Origin of the sequence: Dokdonia sp. 4H-3-7-5, assembly GCF_000212355.1 — a bacterium.
In the GTDB taxonomy this organism is placed as follows: Bacteria; Bacteroidota; Bacteroidia; order Flavobacteriales; family Flavobacteriaceae; genus Dokdonia.
In genome coordinates this window covers 2,979,804-3,004,273 of the sequence record NC_015496.1, presented here as the reverse complement: position 1 = coordinate 3,004,273, position 24,470 = coordinate 2,979,804, and the positions used below count along the sequence as shown (strand labels likewise).

Here is a 24,470-nt window from a genome sequence, read left to right as displayed (position 1 = left end):
TTGATATTTTCTATCCTTAGTAGCTCTTATGGGATTTAATTTCTAAGAAATGCATGTGATATGTGTACGTGTAAAACGTTAAATAACTCTGAATTAGCATTTTGATTAACAACTAGCTATGATGCTTTAAAATACCTTTATCAAAAAAAACATTAAGCTATGAATACTACACAGAACAAAAAGCACGCAGATTTTCAAGATGCACACAGAAGATCTTCAAACTTTAATCGTACCATTCCAAAAGAAGAATTTGAGATTAAAGGTAATGGAGACGTTACTTTAGATAATGAGTAAGACTTATATAATACTTGTAAGTTTTTTTAAGATAAACCCCTTGATAAAGAGCCACTACCACATATAAGGTAGTGGCTTTTTCCTATTATAGAGATGATACCTTACTCGTTAAACTTCTCTAAAGACAACTCTTAAATACTATTAAAGTGCATTCTCAGCATGTAGTCTCCCCGTAATTTTACAACAACAAAAAAAACATTACCAATGGAAAGAGAAATTAAAGGAGGCTTTAGAACCATAAATCCTCATACCGAACAATCAATTAAGGAGTATACATATTTTACAGATGATCAGGTTACAGAAGCGATAGACAAATGTCACGACGCTTTTAATGATTGGAAAATGCAATCGCTTGACGATAGAGCCACTGTAATAAAGAATATAGGAGAGCAACTTAAAAATTATAAAAATCAACTTGTACAACTAATGACCGATGAGATGGGTAAAACCATTGAGCAAGGAAAAAGTGAGATTGACCTTTGTATTGCCATCACTCAATATACTGCCGAAAACGGAACTAAAGAACTACAACCAATAGAAAGAACATTAATGGATGGTGGTAAAGGAATTATTACCTATTCTCCTGAAGGTGTTATATATAGTATCCAGCCTTGGAATTTTCCAACATACCAACCACTTAGAGTTGCCATTGCAAACTTACTTGCGGGTAACGGAATTTTATTAAAGCACGCTCAGAATGTAACAGGAAGTGCTTTACTAATAGAGGAGATGCTCTTGAAAGCTGGTGTTCCAGAAGGATTATTTAAAGTACTTGTGATAGATCACGCACAGTCTGATAAGGTGATAAGCAATGATAAAGTACGCGGCGTTACATTTACAGGAAGTTCTGCTGGAGGAAAAATCATAGCAAAAACTGCAGGAGCATCTATTAAGAAAACAGTGTTAGAGCTGGGAAGTAACGATGCATACATCGTACTTGACGATGCAGATGTAGAAGAAGCTGTAAAAGCCTGTGTACAAGGTAGAATCATAAACAATGGTGAGACTTGTATTGCTGCAAAACGTTTTATCGTAGTAGATAAAGTGTATGATGCATTTAAGGAAGGCTTCGTACAAGGAATGAAAGATGTGGTCATGGGAGATCCTAATGAAGATGGAACACAACTCGGACCTATTGCTCGTAAAGATTTACAGGAGTTGCTAAGCGACCAAGTAAAAGAAAGTGTAGATAAAGGAGCAAAAATTGAAACTGGAGGAGAAATACCAGATGGAAGCGGTTATTATTACCCATCTACAGTACTAAGTAACGTACAGCCTGGACAACCAGCTTATGATGACGAACTCTTCGGCCCAGTGGCTTCTTTAATTAAAGCTAAGGATAATGAAGATGCAATGCGCATTGCAAATGATAGCCGTTTTGGTCTAGGAGGAGGAATTTTCTCAAAAGATGAAAAAGCTGCAATCAAACTTGCTCAAGAGCACTTTGATACTGGGATGATTTTCATTAACTCTTACGGACTTGCACAGCCTATGATGCCTTTTGGAGGAGTAAAAGACTCTGGATATGGTAGAGAGCATGGAGGATTCGGGATGAAAGAATTTGTTAATGCTAAGTCTATATTATTAGTAGAAAATGAATAATATGAGTTATCAATCATCTTTTATGAAGCAAGCCATTGCGCTAGCTCGTGAAGGTAAAGATACAGACGGTGGCGGCGCTTTTGGCGCCGTCATTGTTCGTTCAGGGCAGGTCATTGCGGCTTGTCATAATCTCGTGGGAGGTTCGCAAGACCCTACGCAGCATGCAGAGTTACGTTGTATTCAACTAGCTTGTAAAGCACTGGGTACAAAAGATCTTTCAGATTGTGATTTGTATACGAGTTGCGTTCCCTGCATGATGTGTTTAGGCGCAGCGAGATGGGCTCGATTTGAGAATATCTATTACGGAGCTTCTGCTGCGATGGCAAAAGATGCTGGCTTTATCTATAGCGATATGTTTTACGCTAGAGATATTGAGGCACGTGATCAAGAGTTTAACATGCAACAGTTTCTTGGAGAAGAGGCAGCTGCGGTTTGGAACGAGTAATTATGGAGTTACGCTTTCGCGAAAGCGTACTAAAAACCACTACAATGATATTAAGGCTTCAAGACAACTATTCTTGGAGCCTTTTTCTTTATCCAGAATAGAATACAGAGTGATATTGCAGCACACGAAGAAAAACCAATGAAGAGTGGGAGCGTGGTTTCCTCAATAAAACGACCTATAAATGTACTGATGGGCACCGCCATGAGTGTAGAGATAAGACCCGTGATTGCCGCTCCTATACCAGCAATGTGGCCTACAGGCTCCATCGCTAGCGCTCTAAGATTTCCAAACATAAAACCAATACAGAAAAACTGCATTGCAAAGAACCCTATAAGCACATACACTGGAGGATGTAGTATATTGTTAAACAGAATTAGATATAATAAGGACACGGCAAGGAAACCTATGAGTGAACCGGTGACTATTTTTTCCATCCCAAAACGCACGACAAAGTTGGCATTAAGTAAGATAGCAGCGCCTATAGCCGAGGCAAGTCCGGCAAAAATGTAAGGAAACTCATCTACGAGACCATATTGATTTTGGAAAATTTGCTGACTAGCACTAATGTACACAATAAACGAACCAACAATAAAGCCTTGTATAATCGTGAATCCCATGGTACGCTTGTATTTTATGGTTTCGCGGAATCCCTTTGAGATACGCTTCATAGAAAACGGAATTCTATTTGCTGGTTTGAGTGTTTCCTTTTGGCGCCTCCAGAACCACAGCATTACAAAGAGGCTTATTATTACCTGTACTAAGAAAATCGCTTGCCAGTTCCAGGTATCCAGAATCACTTTACCCATAGCGGGAGCGATTATAGGAACAAGTAAAAAAACTACTGTGACAAAAGACATAATACGCGCCATGTAGTCGCCCTCATAAAGGTCTCTTATAATCGCAATACAGATCGTACGCGGCGCCGAAAGTCCGATTCCCTGTAATATCCTTCCTAATATCATTACTTCAAAACTACGTGTGTACATACATAAAAATGAAGCGATTATAAAGACGGTAAACCCAAAGTAAACAGAAGATTTTCTACCTTTAGCATCGGCTAGTGGTCCAAAGACGAGTGGTCCCAGGCCTAGACCTAAGAAAATCATGCTTATGAGTAGCTGATTATCGGCTGGAGTTTTGGTCTGTATAGCAACACCTATAATATCAAGTGCTGGAAGTAGGGCATCAATAGATAGTGCGGTGACAGACATTAAAGCCGCCATAAGTGCGATAAATTCTATTTGTGATCCTTTCGTTTTTTGCATTTGGCAAAAGTACGGGAATGCCTTACGAGCGATGGTCGTTTTATGTAAAATCTAACATCGTGTTAACATCCCACAAAGGAATAGTTTTTGCTAACTATCTAATAAAATTGCACCCTATGAAAAAATACATCATCATCATCATCATCATCCCGTTTCTTATACTCGCAATCGCGTGTAAAACTAAGCAACCCATGACGCAGCAGGAGCTCGCAACCGCAAGCCGTGTGCAAGAATTAATAGACAATCGCCAGATTGATATTACAGCAACCTGGGCATACCCACTGGCAAGTAATGTGCTCAACCAACTAGCAGTAAATAATGGGCTAGGGGCTGGTAACAGCGGCAGCCGCATCAATTTACTGGGTAACGGTAACTTTCTCAAAATACATAATGATAGCGTGAGCGCTTATTTACCGTATTATGGCGAGCGCAGGATGGGCGGTGGCTACAACTCATCAAATGGTGTGGAATTTTCTGGAATTCCAAAATCCTTTGAAATTACCAAAGACAAAAAAACAGATCGTACAGAAATAACATTTTCTATATCTCAAGATGCTGAAACCTATGAGGTATTTATAGAATTTTTTAATACCAAGAAAGTACAGATTTCTGTAAACAGCGTGCAGCGCACAAGCATTCGCTATGATGGATTTATGGATTTAGATGCTGAATAATGTTTTAATAACGCTTTCGCGAAAGCGTAAAAATGCATTTTTAAACCTGTAAAACAGTTTGTAATGAATGAATTACAATTCGGGAGTGAATTGTGACTGTTCAGGGCATATCATGTGGCGGTGGTGTAACATTGTGTGTTATTTGTGGTCTCTTATATAAATCAAAAAACGAACCAATGACCATCATTAAACAACTTAGCCTTACACTCTTAGTACTACTATGCAGTGCTAGCGCTTTTGCTCAGAAGCCTCTTACCGCTGCACAGTGGCAAGAAGATCTAACTTATCTAAAAGAAACCGTACATAAGGAATACCCCTTCTTATTTAAAAAAGTCACTGCCGAAAAATGGAATTCGGCCGCAGATGCATTTTATAACAAAATCCCTACGATGCAAGAGCACGAGGTAAAAGTAGGGTTAAGTCGTATGGTGTCACTCTTTGAGTACGGTCACACCCAAGTACCTTTTAGTACGGTTGCATCACAGGGAGTGCTGCCTGTAAATCTATATCATTTTGAAGACGGAGTATTTGTAGAAGGGGCAACTAAAGAAAATGCAGCCATTATAGGCGCCAAAGTTCTTAAAATAGGAACTGTAGCAGTATTACAAGCTATAGAAAAAGTACGTGCCGTTGTACCCGTTGAAAATGAATCATATCTAAAAGCCTACGGGATGCGGTTTCTCACCGTGCCAGCAGTATTGCACGCACAAGGAGTAATCCCTAAGTACAGCACGGCAGTTACACTCACATTAGAAAAGGAGGGGAAACAATTTACCCATACCCTTAATGCGATACCGCTTGAAGAGTTATCAAGAGATTATGGCTTTACAATCCCTAGTGAGCAGTGGGAGAGTGGTAGAGCGCAAGATGCGACTCCCTTTTATTTAAAACATCTTAACGACAAGCTGTATTATTTTGAAATGATACCAGGTACAAAAACCTTGTATGTGCGTCAGAGCTCCGTTTTCCACGATGATGAAGAAACGCTACACGATTTTTATAAACGTCTTTTTGAGTTTATAGATACGACAGACGTACAGAAGCTTGTGTATGACGTGCGTCTCAATGGTGGTGGAAATAATTATAACAATAAACCCCTCATAAAAGGACTTATGGCAAGACCTGAGATAAATAGCCGTGGTAATTTTTTTTATATAATAGGTCGTAACACCTTTTCTGCTTGTCAAAATCTTACAAATGAGATAGAGCAGTACACAGAGGCGATTATAGTAGGAGAGCCCACTGCCGAAAATATAAACTTTTATGGAGATACTAAACGCGTTACTTTACCTAACTCAGGACTCAACGCATATCTCTCATTTGCCTGGTGGCAAGATAGATCTCAATGGGATAATAAAGACTGGACCATACCACATCTAGCTGTAGCGATGACATCTGAGGAGTATTTTACAAATCAAGATCCTGTACTTGACGTAGCGCTCAATTACAACGAGACCGGAGCTATTTTAAACCCAATGGATTATCTCACGGAGTTATTTACCGCAGGTAAATTTGCAGAGGTAAAATCTGTAGGTATAGAAGTGGCAAAAGATACAAGATATAAATACTATGATTTTGAAGATGAATTTGGTACAGCTGGCTACAGACTATTTTCAGGTGGTAATAAAGAAGGCGGATTGTTTATTCTAGAACTGGTGGCCGAAATGTATCCAGCGTCTACAGGAGCATTATACAGTCTAGCAAGCGCACAAGAAGAAATGCAACAAACTGATAAAGCAATTGCAAATTATACAAAGTTTATAATACAACATCCTACAAATCAACTCGTATCTACGGTAAAGAAAAAACTTGCGGTATTACAGAAACTATAGATTAGTTATAATGAGTGGTACGCTTTCGCGAAAATAATATGCAGCACGGATAACTTAATAACTCAAAGTGAAATGAATCGCTCTAATGAAAATTAGAGCGATTTTAATTTAAAGAGGGTATACAAGTGAAGTAAAGAACTATTGTGTTGTGTAATTAAATATTCTATTTGACATAATATAAATTATAGTACAAATTGATATATAAGTTAAATGGCGAATAGAACCTTTTCGGTTCTATTTTACATAAATGCAGATATAGCGCCTTTAGGTCTATATCGTCAGCATTTATGTAACAGCCCTTTTACGTACTTATTGCTATAGTGGACTTTAAGAGATTCACGGAATCTTATAACTAAAATAAAAACCTGGGAGAATATTTTTTTGAAAGAGCTCTTTTTCAGACTGATCAATTATTACAGCTGCAAAATGCTTGGTAATTCTTTTGGTTATAATTCGCTTATATGGGAAAATATGCGGGATGATTTTGTTTGAGCGATTCTTGTGGGTTGCTAATTCAACTTTAGATTAAGATTCTATTTGACATAACAATATCTAACTATTCAATCCTTCTATTTTACTTTTTTAATAACTCCAAATATTAACTTATCACTTTGTGACGAAGATGAACGATATAAGTAAGAATTGTCATCTAATATTTCTATAATTTCTACATTAATAACATTCCCTATTTTTTCCTTGTCTTTATGTAACGGTAGTTTGAGAGTTGTTAAAACATATATATTTTCATCTGTCCAATCTATATTGTATACTTGGCGTTCACCTTTGTAGCCACTCTTTTCAATTTGTCGTTTTCTTCTTCTGAGTATACGTGTCTGATTATATGCTGCGGCCATATATTTAAATTCACCTTTCTTAAATTGCCCACATTTTTGCAAATCTTCTTTTCTAAGGGAACTTGTTTTGTATTTAGGATTTACGAAATAATATACTGATCTCCATTCTTCATTTAGCATTCTCATTGGATATTTGAGCTCGCCATTCATAAAATGTTCTAGACAGCCTTTTTGCCAACCTACGTTGTGATAGGTCGTTAAATTACTATCTATTTTGACATCATATCGTTTACCGATGTTGTCAACTTTATAAGTGATAACAACATTTTCTACTTTTTCAACATCATCCACAAATGTTTGACAAAATGAAAATTGGCAGAAAAATAAGAAAAAAATTAGGGTGTATTTATTCATATAACTAGCTTGAAAAAAGAGGAATATAATATAAAGAACAATTTAAGAAACGACAAAAAATCAGCTATATAGCATTAGGATTAATCTAGAGTATCTTCGACTAACACTATAAAGGGCTTAACATTCTACTCCCCTATTTTATTACCAAAGTTTCTGAGGCCATCAAAAAAATATCAACCTAAAATTAATTTTTATGTGTAATATTAAACTTGTTCACAAACAAATCATCCTAAAACTTGTTCTTCTGAAAGTATTGATTTGAATTTCTGATATCCATCTACTCTGTGTTTTTTGTAAAAATTTATTGACTCATTATGATTTTCAAAATAAGTCTGTTTTTCACCCCAAATTTTCCAAACAATATTTTGATTTGTGTCTTCCAAGTATTTTTGTAATAAATCTTTTCTCAGGTATTCAAAATTTTGGTGTGAATTGTAATTTTCGTGGAAATGATATTTCTTGTACGCAAGTTGTCCTTTATCATCAAATAAATCAAATGTCTGCGGTTTTGGGAATAAATTTAAGTGAAATGATAATTCTTTGGAGAGTACGCTTTGATGCCCAGCTTGATTTGTTTTACTATGATATGATTCCCAATTATATCCTGATACAGGGCTAAGGACTTTGAACTCTTTATTAATTCTTTCTTCAATTTCTATTTCATCAGGAGACTCCATAGAAATACTTCCTTTATTAAATACAACCTTTGGATAATAACCTTCTTCTCCTTTTTTTACTTTCCTCTTTCTTCTTTTTATTTTAAAATATATATCACGGTAATTGTCATAAGTAGAGTCCATCAATGTATTCATTTCTCCAGCATAGGTATAATAATTTTCAGATAATTGATTTGAATTACCATAAACTGCATCCTTGTCTTTAAGAAAACATAAAAAGTCATCATAGTCTTCATTTGCTACTATATAAGCCTGTAATACAACAAAGGTTTTTCTATTTGATTCTTCCTCAATCTGCGAAACCATTCCCCCTACGCAAATCCAATCTAAATTATCTTCATCCAGATTTTTCACATTAAGGTAATCTGACATCGACGGTATATTTTTTATCTTGTACCAATCAATTAATGGTAGATGCCTATCTCCCAATAAGTCATCTTCGAAGTATAACTTATTTTCTGGAAGCACAGGAAATGTGGGATCAATGTCGGCTCCAGATGGTCTAAAATTAGGATATTCTTCTTTAACTAAATCATTATCCTCTCTAAAACCGTATATCTCGAAATAAGCTATCCAAGAATATTTTTTTCCGTAACGATCTATTGTAGGTTGTTCATCTCGTGGATATAGATAATTATCATCGCCAAGTCTTTTTTCTACCTCCCCAAAAGCCTCAAAATTCCAACCTAACTCATAAATTCTCCAGTATAATTGTCTTCTTACTTTTTGTTTTTCAGGTGGGTTGGAGTATGAATGTCCGTTCGGCACAATTCTTCCCAAGGTATAATTGCTAAAATCCATCCTTAAGGGCGATTCGTAATGATAATCTCTTTCGCCATAATCATATTCCCCCCAATCTCTTATTCCACCAAATGAATAAGGAGGCTGAGAAAGTGCATATTGATCTTTTGAGAGTAAATTCGGGCAATGTTTATAAGCAATGTCAATTATACGTCTTGCATATTCTCTTGTTAAAATGTGCGTAGTACTACATTCTGCTTCCATTTGAAATATTAATTCATACATCTTTAGCCCGATATTCTTCAGATCTTCTTTATCACCTTTTGATAAAAGTTTACATTCGAAAAGAGCGATTACAATCCCATAAAGGCTGGCTAACATTCTCTCTGAAACATAAGGGTCGTTTATTTTTAATGAAAATATAACGAGCTCAAAAAATTTATTTATGTACTTTTTTCCATAATAGTAAAGTGCTTTGGTGGAAAAATCACGCATATCTTTATTAGTCGAAGTGAGAAACCACATAATTTTTTTTGATGCTAAATGCAGTCGCTCGGAGTGATTTTCTTCCTTGATAGTTACTTCCTCAAAATTTTGAATAAGTTTTTTAAAACCATATCCTCGTAACCCTAGATATTCTTTTCTAATGTATTCAGTCCAAGTTAAGTCTCTTTCAGCCATAGGTAGTTCTAATAATAAATCTGATAATAGATTCATATTTAGCGGATGATTATTATCAAATTCAGTGTTAGAAAATAAATTAAATAATAAAGACCTATTCGTTATTTTTGTAAATACATCTGATATGAATCTTATTGAATCTGTTCTAATTTCAACAACGATGTTAGTACTCACTTCAAAAAGGGCTTTTACAATATTTGTTGTTAATCTATTATGAAATGAAGGTTTGTAGAACTTTAATCCAAATTTCTTAATAGCTAATACGCAGAAACATCTTAATATGTCACTGTAAAGTGGATGTAGCGAGCCTTGCACTAATAATTCATCATAAAATTTTGAGCTTGAAATAAAACTACTACAGTCATCTACGCTTGTAATTCCATTTAGTATTGATTTTGCAATAAAATATCCACTTAAAAGATCATAAGTAAATGTTACGACTTCAGATTCGCCAAAATCTCTAAAGATTAATAAATCCTCTCTTTCTAAAGCGATTAATTCATCCTCAGAAAGGGCTGAAGGTACCACCTCAGTTAAGTCAATATCTCTTGCTCCATAATTCCATAATTTATTTGAAATTATACTTAGTTTGTCAAACAAAAATGTCCTATTGAACCTTGGTTCTCTCTCAAGTTTTGCCAATACACTATCATTAGATTTTTTAATGTATTGATCAAAAACATCAAATAAATCTTCATTTTGAAATGAAACCTTTTGACCTTGTTTGGCTTCGCAAAATATCTTTAAATAAAGAGGTTCTCTAAAAGAATTTAATGCTCCAGATCTATTTTCTAGAGTTATCTTATAATATTTGAAATATTTATCTATAGCTTCATCCAGATTAAAATTTTCAAAACCATCTACTCGTGCTTTTTTCTTATAGTTTCCTTCACCGTATTTGAAATAATTCTCAGGAAAAATCGCCTTTTCGTATGAACTGCGATAAGTAGTAATAAATAAAATGTGTGGATAATTTTGATTTATTTCATTGATAAATGCCTCTAAATCATTTGACCATATTTTTTTCCAATGATAAGCCTCGTTAAGTCCATCAATCAATAGAATTACTTTTGTTTTATGAATTCGTCCTGAGATATTTAGTGCCCCTAGCAAATCACTAACACTCCAATTACTAGGAATGTCTAATAGAGTTCTAAGTTGCTCGCGAAATGGCATATCACTTTTAAAATCTTTGCCAAATAAAAATATTGCAGGTTTATTTTTGTTAATTTGATACTCAACAGTGTTTACGGCAAGATGGGTTTTTCCTTTAGATGCTTTCCCAGTTATATGTAGTTCATTTAATTTTATAAATTCAAAGTAATAGAAAATCCCTTGGTAGGAATCGACATAATTTCTAAGCGTAAAATATGGACCGAGGATCGTTTCTCTACATTTTTTAATCTTGTTTTTGACATCCTCATTTTCTTCAACTTCTTCAGTATTCCAATGGATATTTGGTATTTTCTCGATAAGTTTATATCCAGAATACTCACTGTATAATTTATCTAACTCTCCCACATAGGACTTTATATTGCCAATCAATGAATCGAGTTCTGTGAATTCTTCTTTTTCAATAAGTTCGATTGATTTATTAATGAGCTGATTACCTCTATCTATGATCTCTGGAATACCTCTAGACAAAACGTATTTTTTCACAGTTTCATAATCATCCATAAAACCAATCGCATTCTCATTGTTTTCAATCGCTTTGATTCTAGTAGAAAACTCGACGGCAAATCCTTCTATATCTAATTCAGCAGCGTGCTCTTTTATTAGTGTAATCAAACGTTCATCACACATAACACGAGCAATTGATGTATCGGCCTGACCTTCTATGTGTAGACCATTGAGGTATTTTGCTTTTATAACACTAGAGGTTAAAATGAGTTCAAATTTTTTCTTGAACCAATCGAGATCAAGCATTTTCTCAGAAAAGAAGTATTTATGTATGTCTGGATAAATCCTCAAGAAATTTAATATCTCACTCTCACCCCAATGATCTAATGTAATAGAGTGTAGGTCAGGTAAAACTTGTTCCCCATTTCTTTTGGTTTTATCTAACTTATTATAAAACCAATTCCTTTCATTCGGAGTAAGAGAAAGTTTAGAGCATAAAATCCACTTTTTTAGATTACTTCCGTGAACTTCGCCTGCTTTTTTAAGAGACTTTTTTATCTGTTCTTTACCACCACCTTCGTCGAATCGTCCAAAAAACTTGCATTGCCAGCCCCATATATCTCCGTTTGGAAATTCAATATAAAACTCAACGCCATCACCACCACCACTGTCATCAATAGATGATAAAACTCCTTCACCTTGATATCTTTCATATGTGATTTGATAACAGAGTTCTTCAAAACTCTTTTTTTGATCACTTCTATATGGTTTAAGGTCCTCCCAATTAATTAAACTACTCATACACTGATTTTAATATATAAAATTATAGTAATTATTATAGCTTATCAAATTACTCAGTGATTCAAACAAACTCTTTTTAAAATTCTAAATCTTACAATATTAATTAGCCTCGGAATTCCACTTCACACACTTTTCCTTCACATTACTCTAGCCAACGCTGTAAAGAGTGTGTCATCCAGATCCCCAAAAATAAACCTCTATCACCAACAACCTTTACGAGAAACCGTAAACCAACAATCTTTTCTCCCAAAGCCCAACATTTCCCCTAAAAACCACTTCTAGCTATAACTCAGTTATTCCCTTCTGTAATATACCCTCCACAAAAGCGATTAACTACCCACATAAAAGTCTAAGGCGTATTACTGCTCACTTACAGTTTTTATTACCTTAAAATAGATGTTGATTCCTTAACGGAGAGGAAATGTGGATTCTATGCGGGAGGTTGTGCATTTTTTTAAGTCTAGATAGTATCTGTACAGTGTATATTCTCCTGTATGATAGCCTCAAGCGCTTCTTTGTTGATAGGCTTATTGATAATATCACGTATGCCCACATTGTGGCATCGCTCTTTTACCTCGCTTATTTCTAGAGCTGTTAATGCTATGATGGGTATATCACCATCTTCTGCAGAAATCACTTCTGAGGCTTCAAAGCCGTTCATCACGGGCATATTGAGATCCATTAAGATGAGATCAAAATGGGTGTTGTGGTATTCTTTTATAGCTTCCTTTCCATTTACAGCAACGGTACACTTGTGACCTAGCGTGCTTATTAGTTTTTGAGTTACTAGTTGGTTGATTTTATTGTCCTCAACGACTAGTATGTGTAGGCTTTTAGTTTCAGAAACCATCGGTTGCTCATCAAGCTTATCTGCAACTTCGCATGCTAGGATAAACGAGAATTGCGATCCTACTCCTACTTCACTGGTGACAGATAATTTACTGTCCATAACCTTCATTAAGGACTTAACGATAGGCAATCCAAGACCAATACCGTATGAGGTGTTTTCTTCTGTGTTAGCTTGTTTAAAACTATCAAAAATGACTGCTAGATTTTCTTTTGAGATACCTGTTCCTGTGTCTGAGACTTTAAAAGCGATGTGATCCTTACCTTTTTCTCTTTCAGCTAAATTTACACAGAGCGTTACAGTACCATTTTTTGTGTTTTTAAGCGCATTATCAATGAGTTTTAAAAGAACCTCTGTGAGATTAGTTTCATCTAAGATGTAGTAGCTAGAAATCTCATCTGCAATAGCTAGTTTTAGTTCCGTTTGTTGCTCGTTTGCTAGATAATGTAAGGAGGTAGTAATATTCTCTAAGAGGTTGCCTAAATGAACCTTTGTACGCTTAATCGTAATGTTGTTAGACTCTACTTCATTAATCTTCAATATATTATTTACCACCGATTTTAAATGATCTCCAGAGAATTTTAAAGCATTTAAAAGACCTTTATTTGTCTTAATAATGGAAGGATTTTCTATAAGCATCTCCGTTATACCTACCACTCCATATAAGGGTGTTCTTAAGTCGTGACTAATATTAACTAATAGCTCAGATTTTAATTTATGGGCGTGTTCTGCTTCATTTTTTGCTTGTAATAGGGCTTTATTATTTTTTTCTAGTGCTAAGAATGACAACCGCCTTTTGTGATTATAAAAGATTAAAAAGGCGGTACTTAAAAATAGCAGCGCACTAATACCTCCTATAAAGATAGCGTTAGATTTTAATTGAGACGATTCGGCTTTTTGTTGGAACTCTTTTACTTTAAAATCTGCTTCAACTTGTTCTATTTGGAGATTTTTTATCTCATTAAAATCTAAGTCTTTATAATAGAAATGTTTTCTAAGGCTTTCCAGAGCCGCGTCATATTCTCCTAGCTCTTGGTGTATCTCACTTTTAAAATCATAAATATCTATGAGTCCTCTGATGAGGCTATGCTCCTCTCCTATCTCTAGTGCGTTATTGATAAAGGTGAGCGCGAGTCTATGATCTTCTTTTTGGTTGTGATAAATAGCAAAGTTCAACTGTTGTAAAAGCCCGTAGATTGGGTCTTTTTTGTCAATGAGAGGCAACAACGTATCGGCTTCTAGAATGTAAGGATATGCTTTATCTGGATCTTTAAAATTAAGGTACATGCCCGCTATATTGTAATAGGTATAAAAGGAATGCTCATTTTTGCCTGCCTCTAGTGTGTATACGATAGACTTTTCAAAATAAGCAGCAGCCTCGTCTGCAGTGGTTATATCCATTGAGTATATATTACCGAGACCGTTGAGTGAAGCTACGTTTACGAAGTAATCATCTGTTTTTTTACGGAGTGCGAGGTTATAGTACTTTTTCGCGGAAGCGAAATCTTTTATAGCTTGATAGGTATTTGCCAGACTCACATAAGCCTTTGCCTGTAAGGTTTTATCCTTACCTTGATTTGCATATTGCACGGCTGATGTTGCAAATTTTAATCCATCCTTATAATTCCCGTTTAGGTTTTCCTCCTTAGAAGAGGAAATTAAAATACTCACGCTATCAATATCGCCACTAGCGCTATTTTGAGATACAATAGGCACGCAATAGCAATATACAAGTAGGACTAAAAGTAGCTTGTTTTTCAACTTAAATAACTTTTGGGGCACTAGTAAGATAGCAAAGAATAATTTAAAAGTCACTGGAAAAGAAATTATTACGATAAAATGCACACAAAATAAATAATTGTTACTTCTTTAGTTATAGACGCTTAAATCTACTATTCAGTAGTTATGTGTAAGCTGTTTTTAGTATTGTTAAGAGAAATATACGTTATATAGAGTCGGTATATTTTTTAGAATTCACCAACTAAATTTTCTGTAATTCAGAATTGTTTACTGTAAATTTTAAGTAGACAATTTTCAAAGGAATTGTTTTTTTTACTATATTACAGAGACAACTACTTCATATTTAAGTTATTATAACCCCTAATTGTAATTACATTTTATATAAGTTTTGAGCCTTAGAAACGTAATTAAGAATCTAGATGAAAATCAAGTATTCTTAATTATTGTACTTGTATTATATTCTTAACTAACCACCGCCCCATATGAATAGTTTTGATATTAATTTTTTAATAGTTTCCTCATTTACCGCCATCTTTGGTGTTTTCGGAGTTTATCACTTTGTTTCTTATTTAATTTTAAGGCACAAAATTCTGTGTCACTATTGTATCATTCTTTTTGGACTCACACTACATTGGAGTTGGTCACTTTTTCCAGAAGGATTTCTTCCTGAGGTTATTCAAAAAAATGGATCGCTTATCTCTGCAATGACTACCACCTTTGGATTTTTATTGTTTACAACCAATTATTTAAATATTCATCGCGGCAATCATCCTAAAATATCGCGTAGTTATACTTTTTTAAAATATAGCACAGTTTTAATCCCAATTCTTTTTGTTCTTAATATTCTAACTATCCATATTCCTTGGTTACATAGTTCGCTCGTAATGTCTGCAGCGATTACTGCTTTGCTATCTGTACTTTTGAATATTTTTTCTGGGATTCGTTTATTTAATGAAGAGCGTTTTAATAAATACTATTTGTATGCATATTCCCCGATGCTGCTCTCCTCAGTCATCTATATAAGTGCATGGTTTTTAAAGGAAAACTATGATGTTGATAGGGAGTTTATCGTATTCATTACATCATTACTTATTACACTCCAACTTATTTTATTTTCTATTCTCGTTAGTTATAAGTTTAAGTTTATAGAAAAGTCTAACATGAGGACGCAGGTAGAAACTAATAAAATGCTTGCTCTAGAAGTAGACAAGCAGACGAAAGATCTACAAATTGCAAAGCAAGATGTAGAGAGTAAAAATCGCGAACTTGAATCTGTCAATTCTCTTAAAAACAAGCTGTTTTCTTTGCTTACACATGACGTTAGAGGACCGCTGCATAATATTTCTTTACTGGTCAATCTACTTGAAAACCAAATAGAGGACAATGAATTAAAAGAAATCTCACAAAGTCTTAAAAATGAGTTGGATGAGAGAATTGCCATGGTAAGCGCCTTATTAGACTGGTCATATAATCAGCTAGAAGGAATTAAACTCAATAAAAAGCACTGCGATATTGAAGAAATATTTAATACTATGGCAAAGCAATTTCAACGCCCAGCAAAAGAAAAGGACATAAAGCTATTATTTGAAATTGAAACCCCTACCCTATTTATTGATGAAAATATGTTTAAAGTGGTATTACGTAATTTGATTTCAAACGCCATAAAATTCAGTACAAAGAATCAAAATGTCATATTATCAAGTATGAAAGGGCTTGAGGGTATTGAAATAGGCGTACAAGATTTTGGTGTGGGAATGAAAACTAATTGGCACAAAAATCTTGTTAAAGATTGCATACCAAAGACCACATTAGGTACTAAGGGAGAACAAGGAACTGGCTTTGGGCTACTCATTTCAAAAGACTTTGTTGAAATGAATGGAGGCGAACTTTTCTGTACGAGTACACCCAATGAAGGCACTCAATTTGTAATGCGTTTTGCGGTGAATAATAGCTGATTTACGCTGTGTCTATAAGAGTTTATCAAGTAACTTATTAATAAGCAGATTGTTTCCTATATCCTTATAAAAACCTACCAACCAAAACATAACATTATATTTTTTTACATTTTCTCTCGTCTAGTTGAGAATAATTACTACTTTTAAAGTCTAAACTTTAGGAGTAGCTATTAAATTAGTTTGAGAAAAATCCTTAGAACCTGATTTGGTTAATACCAACGTAGGGAAAAGTTAGAGGTATTGCAGTGCTTGCATATTCCCTCTATTTTTAATTCTATCCTTCTCATTTCTTTATCGTTTATATAACCGAAGCAAATGCTTCATAATTGTATTAAACATGATAAACATAAAGGTCAATCAAACCTCGTATCAATTTCCAGCACAGGTCACACTAGATCAGATTCTTACCCAACTCGATATTTCGGTTAGTGGGATTGCTGTGGCTATTAATGAGCGCATTATTACCAGATCACATTGGGTTTCTACCATTCCTGATGATGGAGATGCTGTGCTTATTATTAAAGCCACACAAGGTGGATAATAGCTACTTCTAGGCACTTCAAGAGTAGAAAAACATCATTAATTAATCCAGAAAGATGAAAAATAGAGACACTGCGCCTAAGCAAGGCGGCATTACCCGAAATCCATTTCCTAATTCAAAAAAAATCTACGTAAACGGTAAGATTCACCCACAGATTAAAGTGGCTATGCGCGAGATTGCGCTTAGTGATACCGTGGATTCCATGACCAAAAAGAAAACACCTAACGAGCCAGTAACGGTGTATGATACTTCTGGACCATATACAGATCCAAACAAGGAAATCGATATCCATAGCGGTATAGAGCGCATACGTGAGTCGTGGATTTTGGAGCGCAATAATGTAGAACAATTAGACAGCTACTCCTCTACCTATTGCAATGAGCGTCTTAATGATAAGAGTCTAGATCACATGCGTTTTAAGCTTTTAAAGAAACCTTTGCGTGCAAAAAAAGGTGAAAATGTTACGCAGCTCCATTATGCAAAACAAGGAATTATCACTCCAGAAATGGAGTATATCGCTATTCGCGAAAATCAGCGTATCGATGAGATGACGGAGATTAGAAAGCAACATAAAGGAGAACATTTTGGTGCGTCTATTCCTGATAAGATCACGCCAGAATTTGTACGCTCAGAAGTTGCAAGAGGTCGTGCCGTAATTCCATCAAACATTAACCACCCAGAAGCAGAGCCTATGATTTTAGGACGTAATTTCTTGGTAAAGATCAATGCAAATATTGGAAACTCTGCAGTTACCTCGTCCATTGAGGAAGAAGTAGAAAAAGCAGTATGGGCATGCCGCTGGGGAGCAGATAATATCATGGATTTATCTACTGGAGAAAACATACATGAAACACGCGAGTGGATCATACGTAACTCCCCTGTTCCCGTGGGAACAGTTCCTATTTACCAAGCGTTAGAAAAAGTAAATGGCGTTGCCGAAGATCTAACGTGGGAGATTTTTAAGGACACCTTAATTGAGCAAGCAGAGCAAGGCGTAGATTATTTTACCATACACGCTGGTGTGTTATTACGTTATGTGCCTATGACCGCAAATCGTGTGACGGGTATCGTCTCTCGTGGCGGATCTATCATGGCAAAGTGGTGTCTTGCACATCATAAAGAAAGCTTTTTGTATACACATTTTGAAGATATCTGTGAGATTTTAAAACAATACGATGTCGCCTTTTCATTAGGTGACGGTTTGCGTCCAGGATCTGTAGCAGACGCAAATGATGAGGCACAATTTGCTGAGCTAGAAACACTAGGCGAACTTACAAAAATCGCTCGTAAGCATGATGTGCAGTGTTTTATAGAAGGTCCTGGTCACGTGCCTATGCACATGATTAAGGAAAATATGGAGAAGCAAATCGAACTTTGCGATGAAGCTCCATTTTACACTTTAGGGCCGCTTACAACAGATATTGCGCCTGGATATGACCATATTACCTCTGGAATTGGTGCCGCTATGATAGGCTGGTACGGTTGTGCGATGTTATGCTACGTTACTCCAAAAGAACACCTTGGATTACCTAACAAGGAAGACGTGCGTGTTGGTGTAGTTACTTATAAACTTGCTGCTCATGCTGCAGATCTGGCCAAAGGTCACCCTGGTTCACAACATCGAGATAATGCGCTGAGTATGGCACGTTTTGAATTTCGCTGGGAAGACCAGTTCAATCTTGGTCTCGATCCAGAGCGCGCTCGTGAGTATCACGATGAAACCTTACCAGCTGCAGGAGCAAAAGTGGCTCACTTCTGCTCCATGTGCGGACCAAAATTCTGCTCCATGAAAATTTCTCAAGAAGTAAGAGATTTTGCTGCTGTAAATGACATAGTTGATAACGAGGTCATTCAAAAAGGTATGGAAGAAAAATCTAAAGAATTTAAAGCCAAAGGTTCCGAAGTATATCTGTAAAAAGATGTGGGAGTTCCCACGCTGCAAAAGCGTGGGCAGGCTTTCCTTTACAATCTTTTGCCAGAAAAAGGCAAAAGGATTTTCATTACAATCCTTAACTCAAAAACATGATCATCGTACTATCACCAGAAAATAATATCTCTAATGAAGTTGAAATACTGCCTCAGTTATTTAAACAAGGATTAGCATGTTATCATTTACGAAAGCCACATAAAAGTTATGAGGAATATTGCGCCTATATACAGCAGATAGATACTGCATTTCATGACAAGATTGTAGTGCACGATCATCATATGATAATCAACGAATTCAATCTCAAAGGAATCCATTTTAAGGAACAACATCGCATGGATCACATAAATAATCCTGGTAAGTATTTTAAAGGATTAAACATGTTCGGAAAAACGATAAGCTCTTCCTTTCATGATTTGCAAAATCTAGAAGATTGCTATTTTGAATTTGACTATCACTTTTTGAGTCCTGTGTTTGATTCCATTTCAAAGGAAGGCTATAAAGGCCGTGGCTTTGATGTAAATAATAGTGATAAAACAATCATAGCCCTAGGCGGTATTTGTCCAGAAAATGTAGCACAAGTCAATGAACTAGGATATAATGGAATCGCTGTGTTGGGAAGTATTTGGAAAGCAGAGAATCCGTTGCAGAGTTTTAAAAAAATAAAAGCAGTATTTGGATAACATATTTCAAATCAATGAATAATTGGCGTTAAGGATTGAGCGGTTCGACTGCGCTCACCGCAGGCTATATGTTTGAGCTCTTTTTATGAATATTTCATTCATAAAAAAGCGAGTAGTGAAAGCCTGACCTGAAAGGGAACGCCCAAATACAGTTTAAAAAAAGAATAGCAGAGTCAGTTGATAATTTAAAGGCAAGAACGTCACATTTAGAGAACAGGTACAAACAATAAAACAGTTCACGTTAAGGATTGAGTGGCATGTCTGAGCTCTTTTATGAATATTTCATTCATAAAAAGCGAGTAGCGAAAGCCTGACCTGAAAGGGAACGCCCACATAAAAAGCAAAAGAAAACAAGGAACGCCCAAATAAAACCAGTAAAATAATATTGAAAACGAACAACTACATACTAACCATTGCAGGCCTAGACCCATCAAGCGGCGCAGGAATCACTTCAGATATTAAAACCTTTGAAGCGCACCGGCTATACGGTTTATCAGTGTGCACCGCAGTTACGGTTCAAAATGACATCGATTTTAAAGAATGCGTGTGGATTGACAAAGCTGTGATTATTTCTCAAATAGAAACGCTTTTTGAACGGTTTAAAATCTCCGTAGTGAAGATTGGTATTATTCAATCATGGGAAGTGCTCTCTCTTGTTTTGGATAGGTTACATATGCTTAATCCTGAGATAAAAGTCATTGTAGATCCCATCATAAAGGCGAGCGCTGGTTTTGATTTTCATAGCCTCGAGCATCAAGATATTTTGAATAAAATATGGTCACAATGTTATGTGATTACTCCTAATTATGATGAGATCCAACTACTGTATCCAGACCTCAGTGTTGAAAAAACAATATCACACATAAGTAGGTTCACAAACATTCACTTAAAAGGCGGACATAGAAAGGATAAAACAGGCTGGGACGTGCTTTACCACAGTAAAACCGCTGTAAAAAACATTACTCCTAAGGTAGAAAAGGTGTTACAAAAACATGGAAGCGGTTGTGTGCTTTCGGCTGCGCTTGCGAGTAATATTTTATTGCAGCAAGGGATAGAAGAAGCCTCGATAAACGCAAAATACTATACAGAAGCCTTCTTAAATTCAACCGATAACTCACTGGGACAACACAGTTACCCTCCAATGAAAATTAAGTCGTAATGATACCAAAACTACATTATATCTCTCAGGGTAATACGCCAGAAGCGCATCTTGATAACTTACAGAAAGCATGTTCTCATGGTGCAACACTGGTACAACTCCGCTTAAAGAATGTTCCTCTAGATCAGGTACTAATTATAGCAAGAGAAGCGCGAACAATAACCGCACAATATGATACAAAACTCATCATCAATGATCATTATGAAGTAGCAAAAGAAGTAAAAGCAGATGGTGTGCACTTAGGAAAAACCGACTCCTGCCCTACTGTCGCTAGAGCGCATTTATACTCTTGGCAAATTATAGGTGGCACAGCAAATACGCTAGAAGACTGTCTATCATTAAGAGACAAAGGAGTGGATTATATAGGTCTTGGTCCCTTACGATTTACAACTACCAAAAAGAATTTAAGTCCGGTTTTAGGTTATAATGGCTATCACCTAATTACAGAGACATTAAAAACTAAAACTCCCATTATCGCAATTGGAGGAATCACCGTAGATGACGTAACAGATCTACTAGAAACAGGTATTCATGGAATCGCTGTATCTGGAGAAATTACCCATGATTTTACAAAAATAGAAGCCTTCCAGAAATCACTAGGAGCATCATTTAATAAAGAACAACATCATACATTGAATAATATATGAACGATATTTTAAAAATAGCAGACAAGGAATTCAGCTCACGATTATTTACTGGAACTGGAAAATTTAGCGCAGATCATTTAATGAGAGAGGCTTTGATAGCATCTGAGAGCGAACTAATAACCGTTGCTCTAAAGCGTGTAGATGTTGCCAATGAAGAGGATACTATGCTGCAAAGCATTATGTGTCCTCATGTGAATATACTACCTAACACCTCTGGAGTAAGAACTGCAACAGAAGCAGTATTTGCAGCCCAGCTAGCTCGTGAAGCACTAGAAACTAATTGGATAAAACTAGAAATTCATCCCGATCCCAAATACCTTTTACCTGACCCTATAGAAACTCTCAAAGCTGCCAAAGAGCTTGTAAAGTTAGGTTTTGTGGTGATGCCATATATACATGCAGATCCTGTGTTATGTAAAAGGCTGGAAGATGTGGGCGCACAATGTGTGATGCCTTTAGGAGCACCCATAGGCACTAATAAAGGAATAAAAACGGTAGACTTTCTAGAAATTATCATTGAGCAAAGTAATGTGCCAGTAATTGTAGATGCCGGTATTGGTAGTCCGTCGCATGCGGCTTATGCCATGGAGTTAGGAGCTGATGCTGTCTTAGTGAACACGGCCATCGCAGTGTCTAAAAATCCTGTAGCTATGGCAAAAGCATTTAAAATGGCAGTACAGGCTGGTCGCATAGCATACAATGCAAAACTAGCTCCAATAAAAACATATGCAGAAGCTAGCAGCCCGCTCACTTCTTTTCTTAATTAAAACAACCAGTTATGTCTTTTAAAAGCACTTTTGATACCTATGATTGGGATACTGTAGAAAAAGAAATCTATAGCTACACAGCACAAGATGTACGGCATGCTCTTGATAAGGAAAAGATCGATTTAGAGGATTTTAAAGCACTTATATCTCCTGCTGGAAAGGGTTTTCTAGAAGAAATGGCACAACGCAGTCATTCACTTACTAAGAAGCGTTTTGGTAACATCATCCAGATGTATATACCGATGTATCTGTCTAATGAGTGCCAGAATATATGTACGTACTGTGGGTTTAGTATGACTAATAAAATCCCTCGTAGAACACTCAAAGATGAAGAGATTCTAAAAGAGGTTGCATTTTTAAAATCTAAAGGATATGATCACATTTTACTAGTTACAGGAGAAGCAAACAAAACGGTAGGTATTTCTTATCTAAAGAACGCTATTGAGCTCATAAGAGCACATTTTTCAAACATTAGCATAGAAGTGCAGCCACTAGATCAAGAGGAATATGAACAGCTCATTGATGCTGGATTGTATGCTGTGTTAGTATATCAAGAAACCTATAATAAAGCAACATACAAAACGCATCACCCGAAAGGTAAAAAATCAAACTTTGACTATCGTCTCGATACACCAGATAGGCTTGGCAAAGCAGAAGTACATAAAATAGGTATTGGTGCATTGTTTGGTCTTGAAGACTGGCGTGTAGATAGTTTTTATACAGCCTTACATTTAAAATATTTACAAAAAACCTACTGGAAAACTAAGTATTCCATCTCCTTCCCTAGACTTAGACCACATCAAGGAGAAGTACAACCTAAGGTTGAAATGACAGATGCAGATCTGGTACAGCTTATTTGTGCATATAGATTACTAGATGAAGATGTGGAGTTATCTATGTCTACTAGAGAAAGTGAACGCTTCCGAAATAACATCATAAGTCTAGGGATTACATCTATAAGTGCGCAATCTAAGACAAACCCTGGAGGATATGTGGTAGATCCACAATCTTTAGAACAATTTGAAATCTCAGACGAAAGAGATACGGAAGAAATTAAACAAATGATTGAATCTCAAGGGTACCAAGCAGTTTGGAAAGATTGGGATAAAAGTTATTTTGAAATTGCTTAGCATGGAACTAACCACCGCCGAAAAACAACAATATAGCAGACACCTCATTCTAGACGAAATAGGATTAGAAGGTCAATTACAAATCAAAAAAGCAAGCGTTTTAGTCATAGGTGCAGGTGGCTTAGGTTGCCCAGTGTTACAATACCTTACTGCTGCGGGTGTTGGTAGCATTGGTATTATAGACAACGATATTGTTGAACAATCCAATTTACAACGTCAAATTTTATATACTCATGATGATATTGGGAGTAACAAAGCGATATCAGCTACAAGGCGCTTAGAAAAACTCAATCCTTATATTAAATTTGAAACATACCCAATGCGTCTTACTAGAGATAATGCGCTAGAGCTCTTTGCAAACTATGATATTATTGTGGATGGTTCTGATAATTTTGCTACTCGATATTTAGTAAATGATGCTGCTGTATTAAAAAATAAACCTGTCGTGCTGGGTTCTATTTATAAATTTGAAGGTCAGCTGGCCGTATATAATTATAAAAATGGTCCTACTTACAGATGTTTATATCCAACACCACCTAAACAAAATGAAATGCCTAATTGCTCTGAAGCGGGAGTTCTAGGCGCACTAGCAGGTATAATAGGATCTTTACAAGCCAATGAAGTATTAAAAATCATCTGTGGAATAGGTGATGTTCTTTCCGGCAAACTGCTCACCTATAATATGTTAAGCATGGAACAAATGATTTTGGTATTTGATAAGGATACCAGTATCATAGTCAGTCTTCTTGAAGATAAGTACGAGTTACAATGTGAGCTTCTTATTGATAATATGGGAATTACAATAGATGAGATTTATAAACATCCAGATAAATATAATCTCCTAGACGTTAGGGAAGGTAATGAAAGAGCAGTACATCATATTGGAGGCCAACATATTCCTTTAGGCGAGCTACAGAGTAGAATACAAGAAGTCTTACAAACTAAAGACCTGGTTGTGTATTGTAAAGCTGGTGTACGTAGTAAAAAAGCTATCAAATTATTGCAAGAAGAAGATTTTCAGTGCAGGCTTTTATATTTGAAGGGAAGCTTTTTCCAAATGTTATTAATTTTCTTAGTACATCTATCATTTTAGTGTAGATCTCTATTACACTCTTTAAATAATCTTTCAAAAGTTAAAGTCAGTCGCTTATAAGTTGTAGCTGGCGAGCAGTAATTTTTTGATTGCTTCTCTTTAATAAATTAAAAAAGTCCATTCTAAGAATGGACTTTTTAT

18 protein-coding genes and 1 riboswitch are annotated in these 24,470 nt (G+C 35.7%); of the genes, 14 read left to right on the top strand and 4 right to left on the bottom strand.

Annotation, left to right across the window (positions count from 1 at the left end):
• Positions 1–159 precede the first annotated feature (159 nt).
• From KRODI_RS15790 to KRODI_RS13355, 3 genes are all read left to right on the top strand, one after another.
• Complete coding sequence (locus tag KRODI_RS15790) at positions 160–294, top strand: hypothetical protein (protein WP_013752148.1); 135 nt, start codon at positions 160–162, stop codon at positions 292–294.
• Positions 295–498: 204 nt separating this feature from the next.
• The gene (locus tag KRODI_RS13360; protein ID WP_013752147.1) at positions 499–1,896 is read left to right on the top strand and encodes an NAD-dependent succinate-semialdehyde dehydrogenase; all 1,398 of its coding nucleotides are present in this window, start codon (positions 499–501) and stop codon (positions 1,894–1,896) included.
• A 1-nt stretch (position 1,897) separates the two neighbouring features.
• Complete coding sequence (locus KRODI_RS13355; RefSeq protein WP_013752146.1) at positions 1,898–2,341, top strand: nucleoside deaminase; 444 nt, start codon at positions 1,898–1,900, stop codon at positions 2,339–2,341.
• A 50-nt stretch (positions 2,342–2,391) separates the two neighbouring features.
• Here the strand turns inward: KRODI_RS13355 and KRODI_RS13350 are convergent, their stop codons facing one another.
• The gene (locus KRODI_RS13350) at positions 2,392–3,606 is read right to left on the bottom strand and encodes a multidrug effflux MFS transporter (RefSeq protein WP_013752145.1); all 1,215 of its coding nucleotides are present in this window, start codon (positions 3,604–3,606) and stop codon (positions 2,392–2,394) included.
• A 116-nt stretch (positions 3,607–3,722) separates the two neighbouring features.
• Between KRODI_RS13350 and KRODI_RS13345 the strand changes: the two genes are divergently transcribed.
• Together KRODI_RS13345 and KRODI_RS13340 are read left to right on the top strand one after the other, a co-directional pair.
• Positions 3,723–4,280 carry a DUF4251 domain-containing protein gene (locus KRODI_RS13345; protein WP_013752144.1) on the top strand — a complete coding sequence of 186 codons (558 nt, stop codon included), beginning with the start codon at positions 3,723–3,725 and terminating at the stop codon, positions 4,278–4,280.
• 176 nt (positions 4,281–4,456) lie between these two features.
• Positions 4,457–6,112, top strand: a complete 1,656-nt coding sequence (locus KRODI_RS13340) for a tetratricopeptide repeat protein (RefSeq protein ID WP_013752143.1) — start codon at positions 4,457–4,459, stop codon at positions 6,110–6,112.
• Positions 6,113–6,681: 569 nt separating this feature from the next.
• Here the strand turns inward: KRODI_RS13340 and KRODI_RS13335 are convergent.
• The 3 genes from KRODI_RS13335 to KRODI_RS13325 all read right to left on the bottom strand — a co-directional run bounded on the left by KRODI_RS13335 (position 6,682) and on the right by KRODI_RS13325 (position 14,448).
• Positions 6,682–7,320, bottom strand: a complete 639-nt coding sequence (locus KRODI_RS13335) for a hypothetical protein (protein ID WP_013752142.1) — start codon at positions 7,318–7,320, stop codon at positions 6,682–6,684.
• 224 nt (positions 7,321–7,544) lie between these two features.
• Entirely contained in the window at positions 7,545–11,840 is a 4,296-nt protein-coding gene (locus KRODI_RS13330; RefSeq protein WP_013752141.1) for a hypothetical protein, read from the bottom strand.
• A 460-nt stretch (positions 11,841–12,300) separates the two neighbouring features.
• Positions 12,301–14,448 (bottom strand): response regulator, encoded by a 2,148-nt coding sequence (locus KRODI_RS13325; RefSeq protein ID WP_158307014.1) that lies wholly within the window; start codon positions 14,446–14,448, stop codon positions 12,301–12,303.
• A gap of 461 nt (positions 14,449–14,909) precedes the next feature.
• On the opposite strand from KRODI_RS13325, the gene KRODI_RS13320 reads away from it, so the two are divergent.
• The 9 genes from KRODI_RS13320 (at position 14,910) to moeB (ending at position 24,329) form a co-directional block, all read left to right on the top strand.
• On the top strand, positions 14,910–16,382 hold the full coding sequence (locus KRODI_RS13320) for a sensor histidine kinase (protein WP_013752139.1): 1,473 nt from the start codon (positions 14,910–14,912) through the stop codon (positions 16,380–16,382).
• A 149-nt stretch (positions 16,383–16,531) separates the two neighbouring features.
• A riboswitch (TPP riboswitch) is annotated at positions 16,532–16,626 on the top strand.
• 93 nt (positions 16,627–16,719) lie between these two features.
• Positions 16,720–16,923, top strand: coding sequence for a sulfur carrier protein ThiS (gene thiS, locus KRODI_RS13315; protein WP_013752138.1), 204 nt, complete (start codon positions 16,720–16,722; stop codon positions 16,921–16,923).
• 55 nt (positions 16,924–16,978) lie between these two features.
• A complete protein-coding gene (gene thiC, locus KRODI_RS13310; protein WP_013752137.1) occupies positions 16,979–18,838 on the top strand; it encodes a phosphomethylpyrimidine synthase ThiC in 1,860 nt (619 codons plus the stop codon).
• Positions 18,839–18,945: 107 nt separating this feature from the next.
• Entirely contained in the window at positions 18,946–19,533 is a 588-nt protein-coding gene (locus tag KRODI_RS13305) for a thiamine phosphate synthase (RefSeq protein ID WP_013752136.1), read from the top strand.
• Between the two features lie 385 nt (positions 19,534–19,918).
• Positions 19,919–20,692, top strand: coding sequence for a hydroxymethylpyrimidine/phosphomethylpyrimidine kinase (locus KRODI_RS13300; RefSeq protein ID WP_013752135.1), 774 nt, complete (start codon positions 19,919–19,921; stop codon positions 20,690–20,692).
• The gene (gene thiE, locus KRODI_RS13295; RefSeq protein ID WP_013752134.1) at positions 20,692–21,339 is read left to right on the top strand and encodes a thiamine phosphate synthase; all 648 of its coding nucleotides are present in this window, start codon (positions 20,692–20,694) and stop codon (positions 21,337–21,339) included. The genes KRODI_RS13300 and thiE overlap by 1 nt, the downstream gene beginning before the upstream one ends.
• Positions 21,336–22,106 carry a thiazole synthase gene (locus KRODI_RS13290; protein WP_013752133.1) on the top strand — a complete coding sequence of 257 codons (771 nt, stop codon included), beginning with the start codon at positions 21,336–21,338 and terminating at the stop codon, positions 22,104–22,106. Before thiE ends, KRODI_RS13290 begins: the two co-directional genes overlap by 4 nt.
• Positions 22,107–22,117: 11 nt before the next feature.
• Complete coding sequence (gene thiH, locus KRODI_RS13285) at positions 22,118–23,236, top strand: 2-iminoacetate synthase ThiH (RefSeq protein ID WP_013752132.1); 1,119 nt, start codon at positions 22,118–22,120, stop codon at positions 23,234–23,236.
• A gap of 1 nt (position 23,237) precedes the next feature.
• Positions 23,238–24,329, top strand: coding sequence for a HesA/MoeB/ThiF family protein (moeB, locus tag KRODI_RS13280; RefSeq protein WP_013752131.1), 1,092 nt, complete (start codon positions 23,238–23,240; stop codon positions 24,327–24,329).
• Positions 24,330–24,470: the final 141 nt, after the last annotated feature.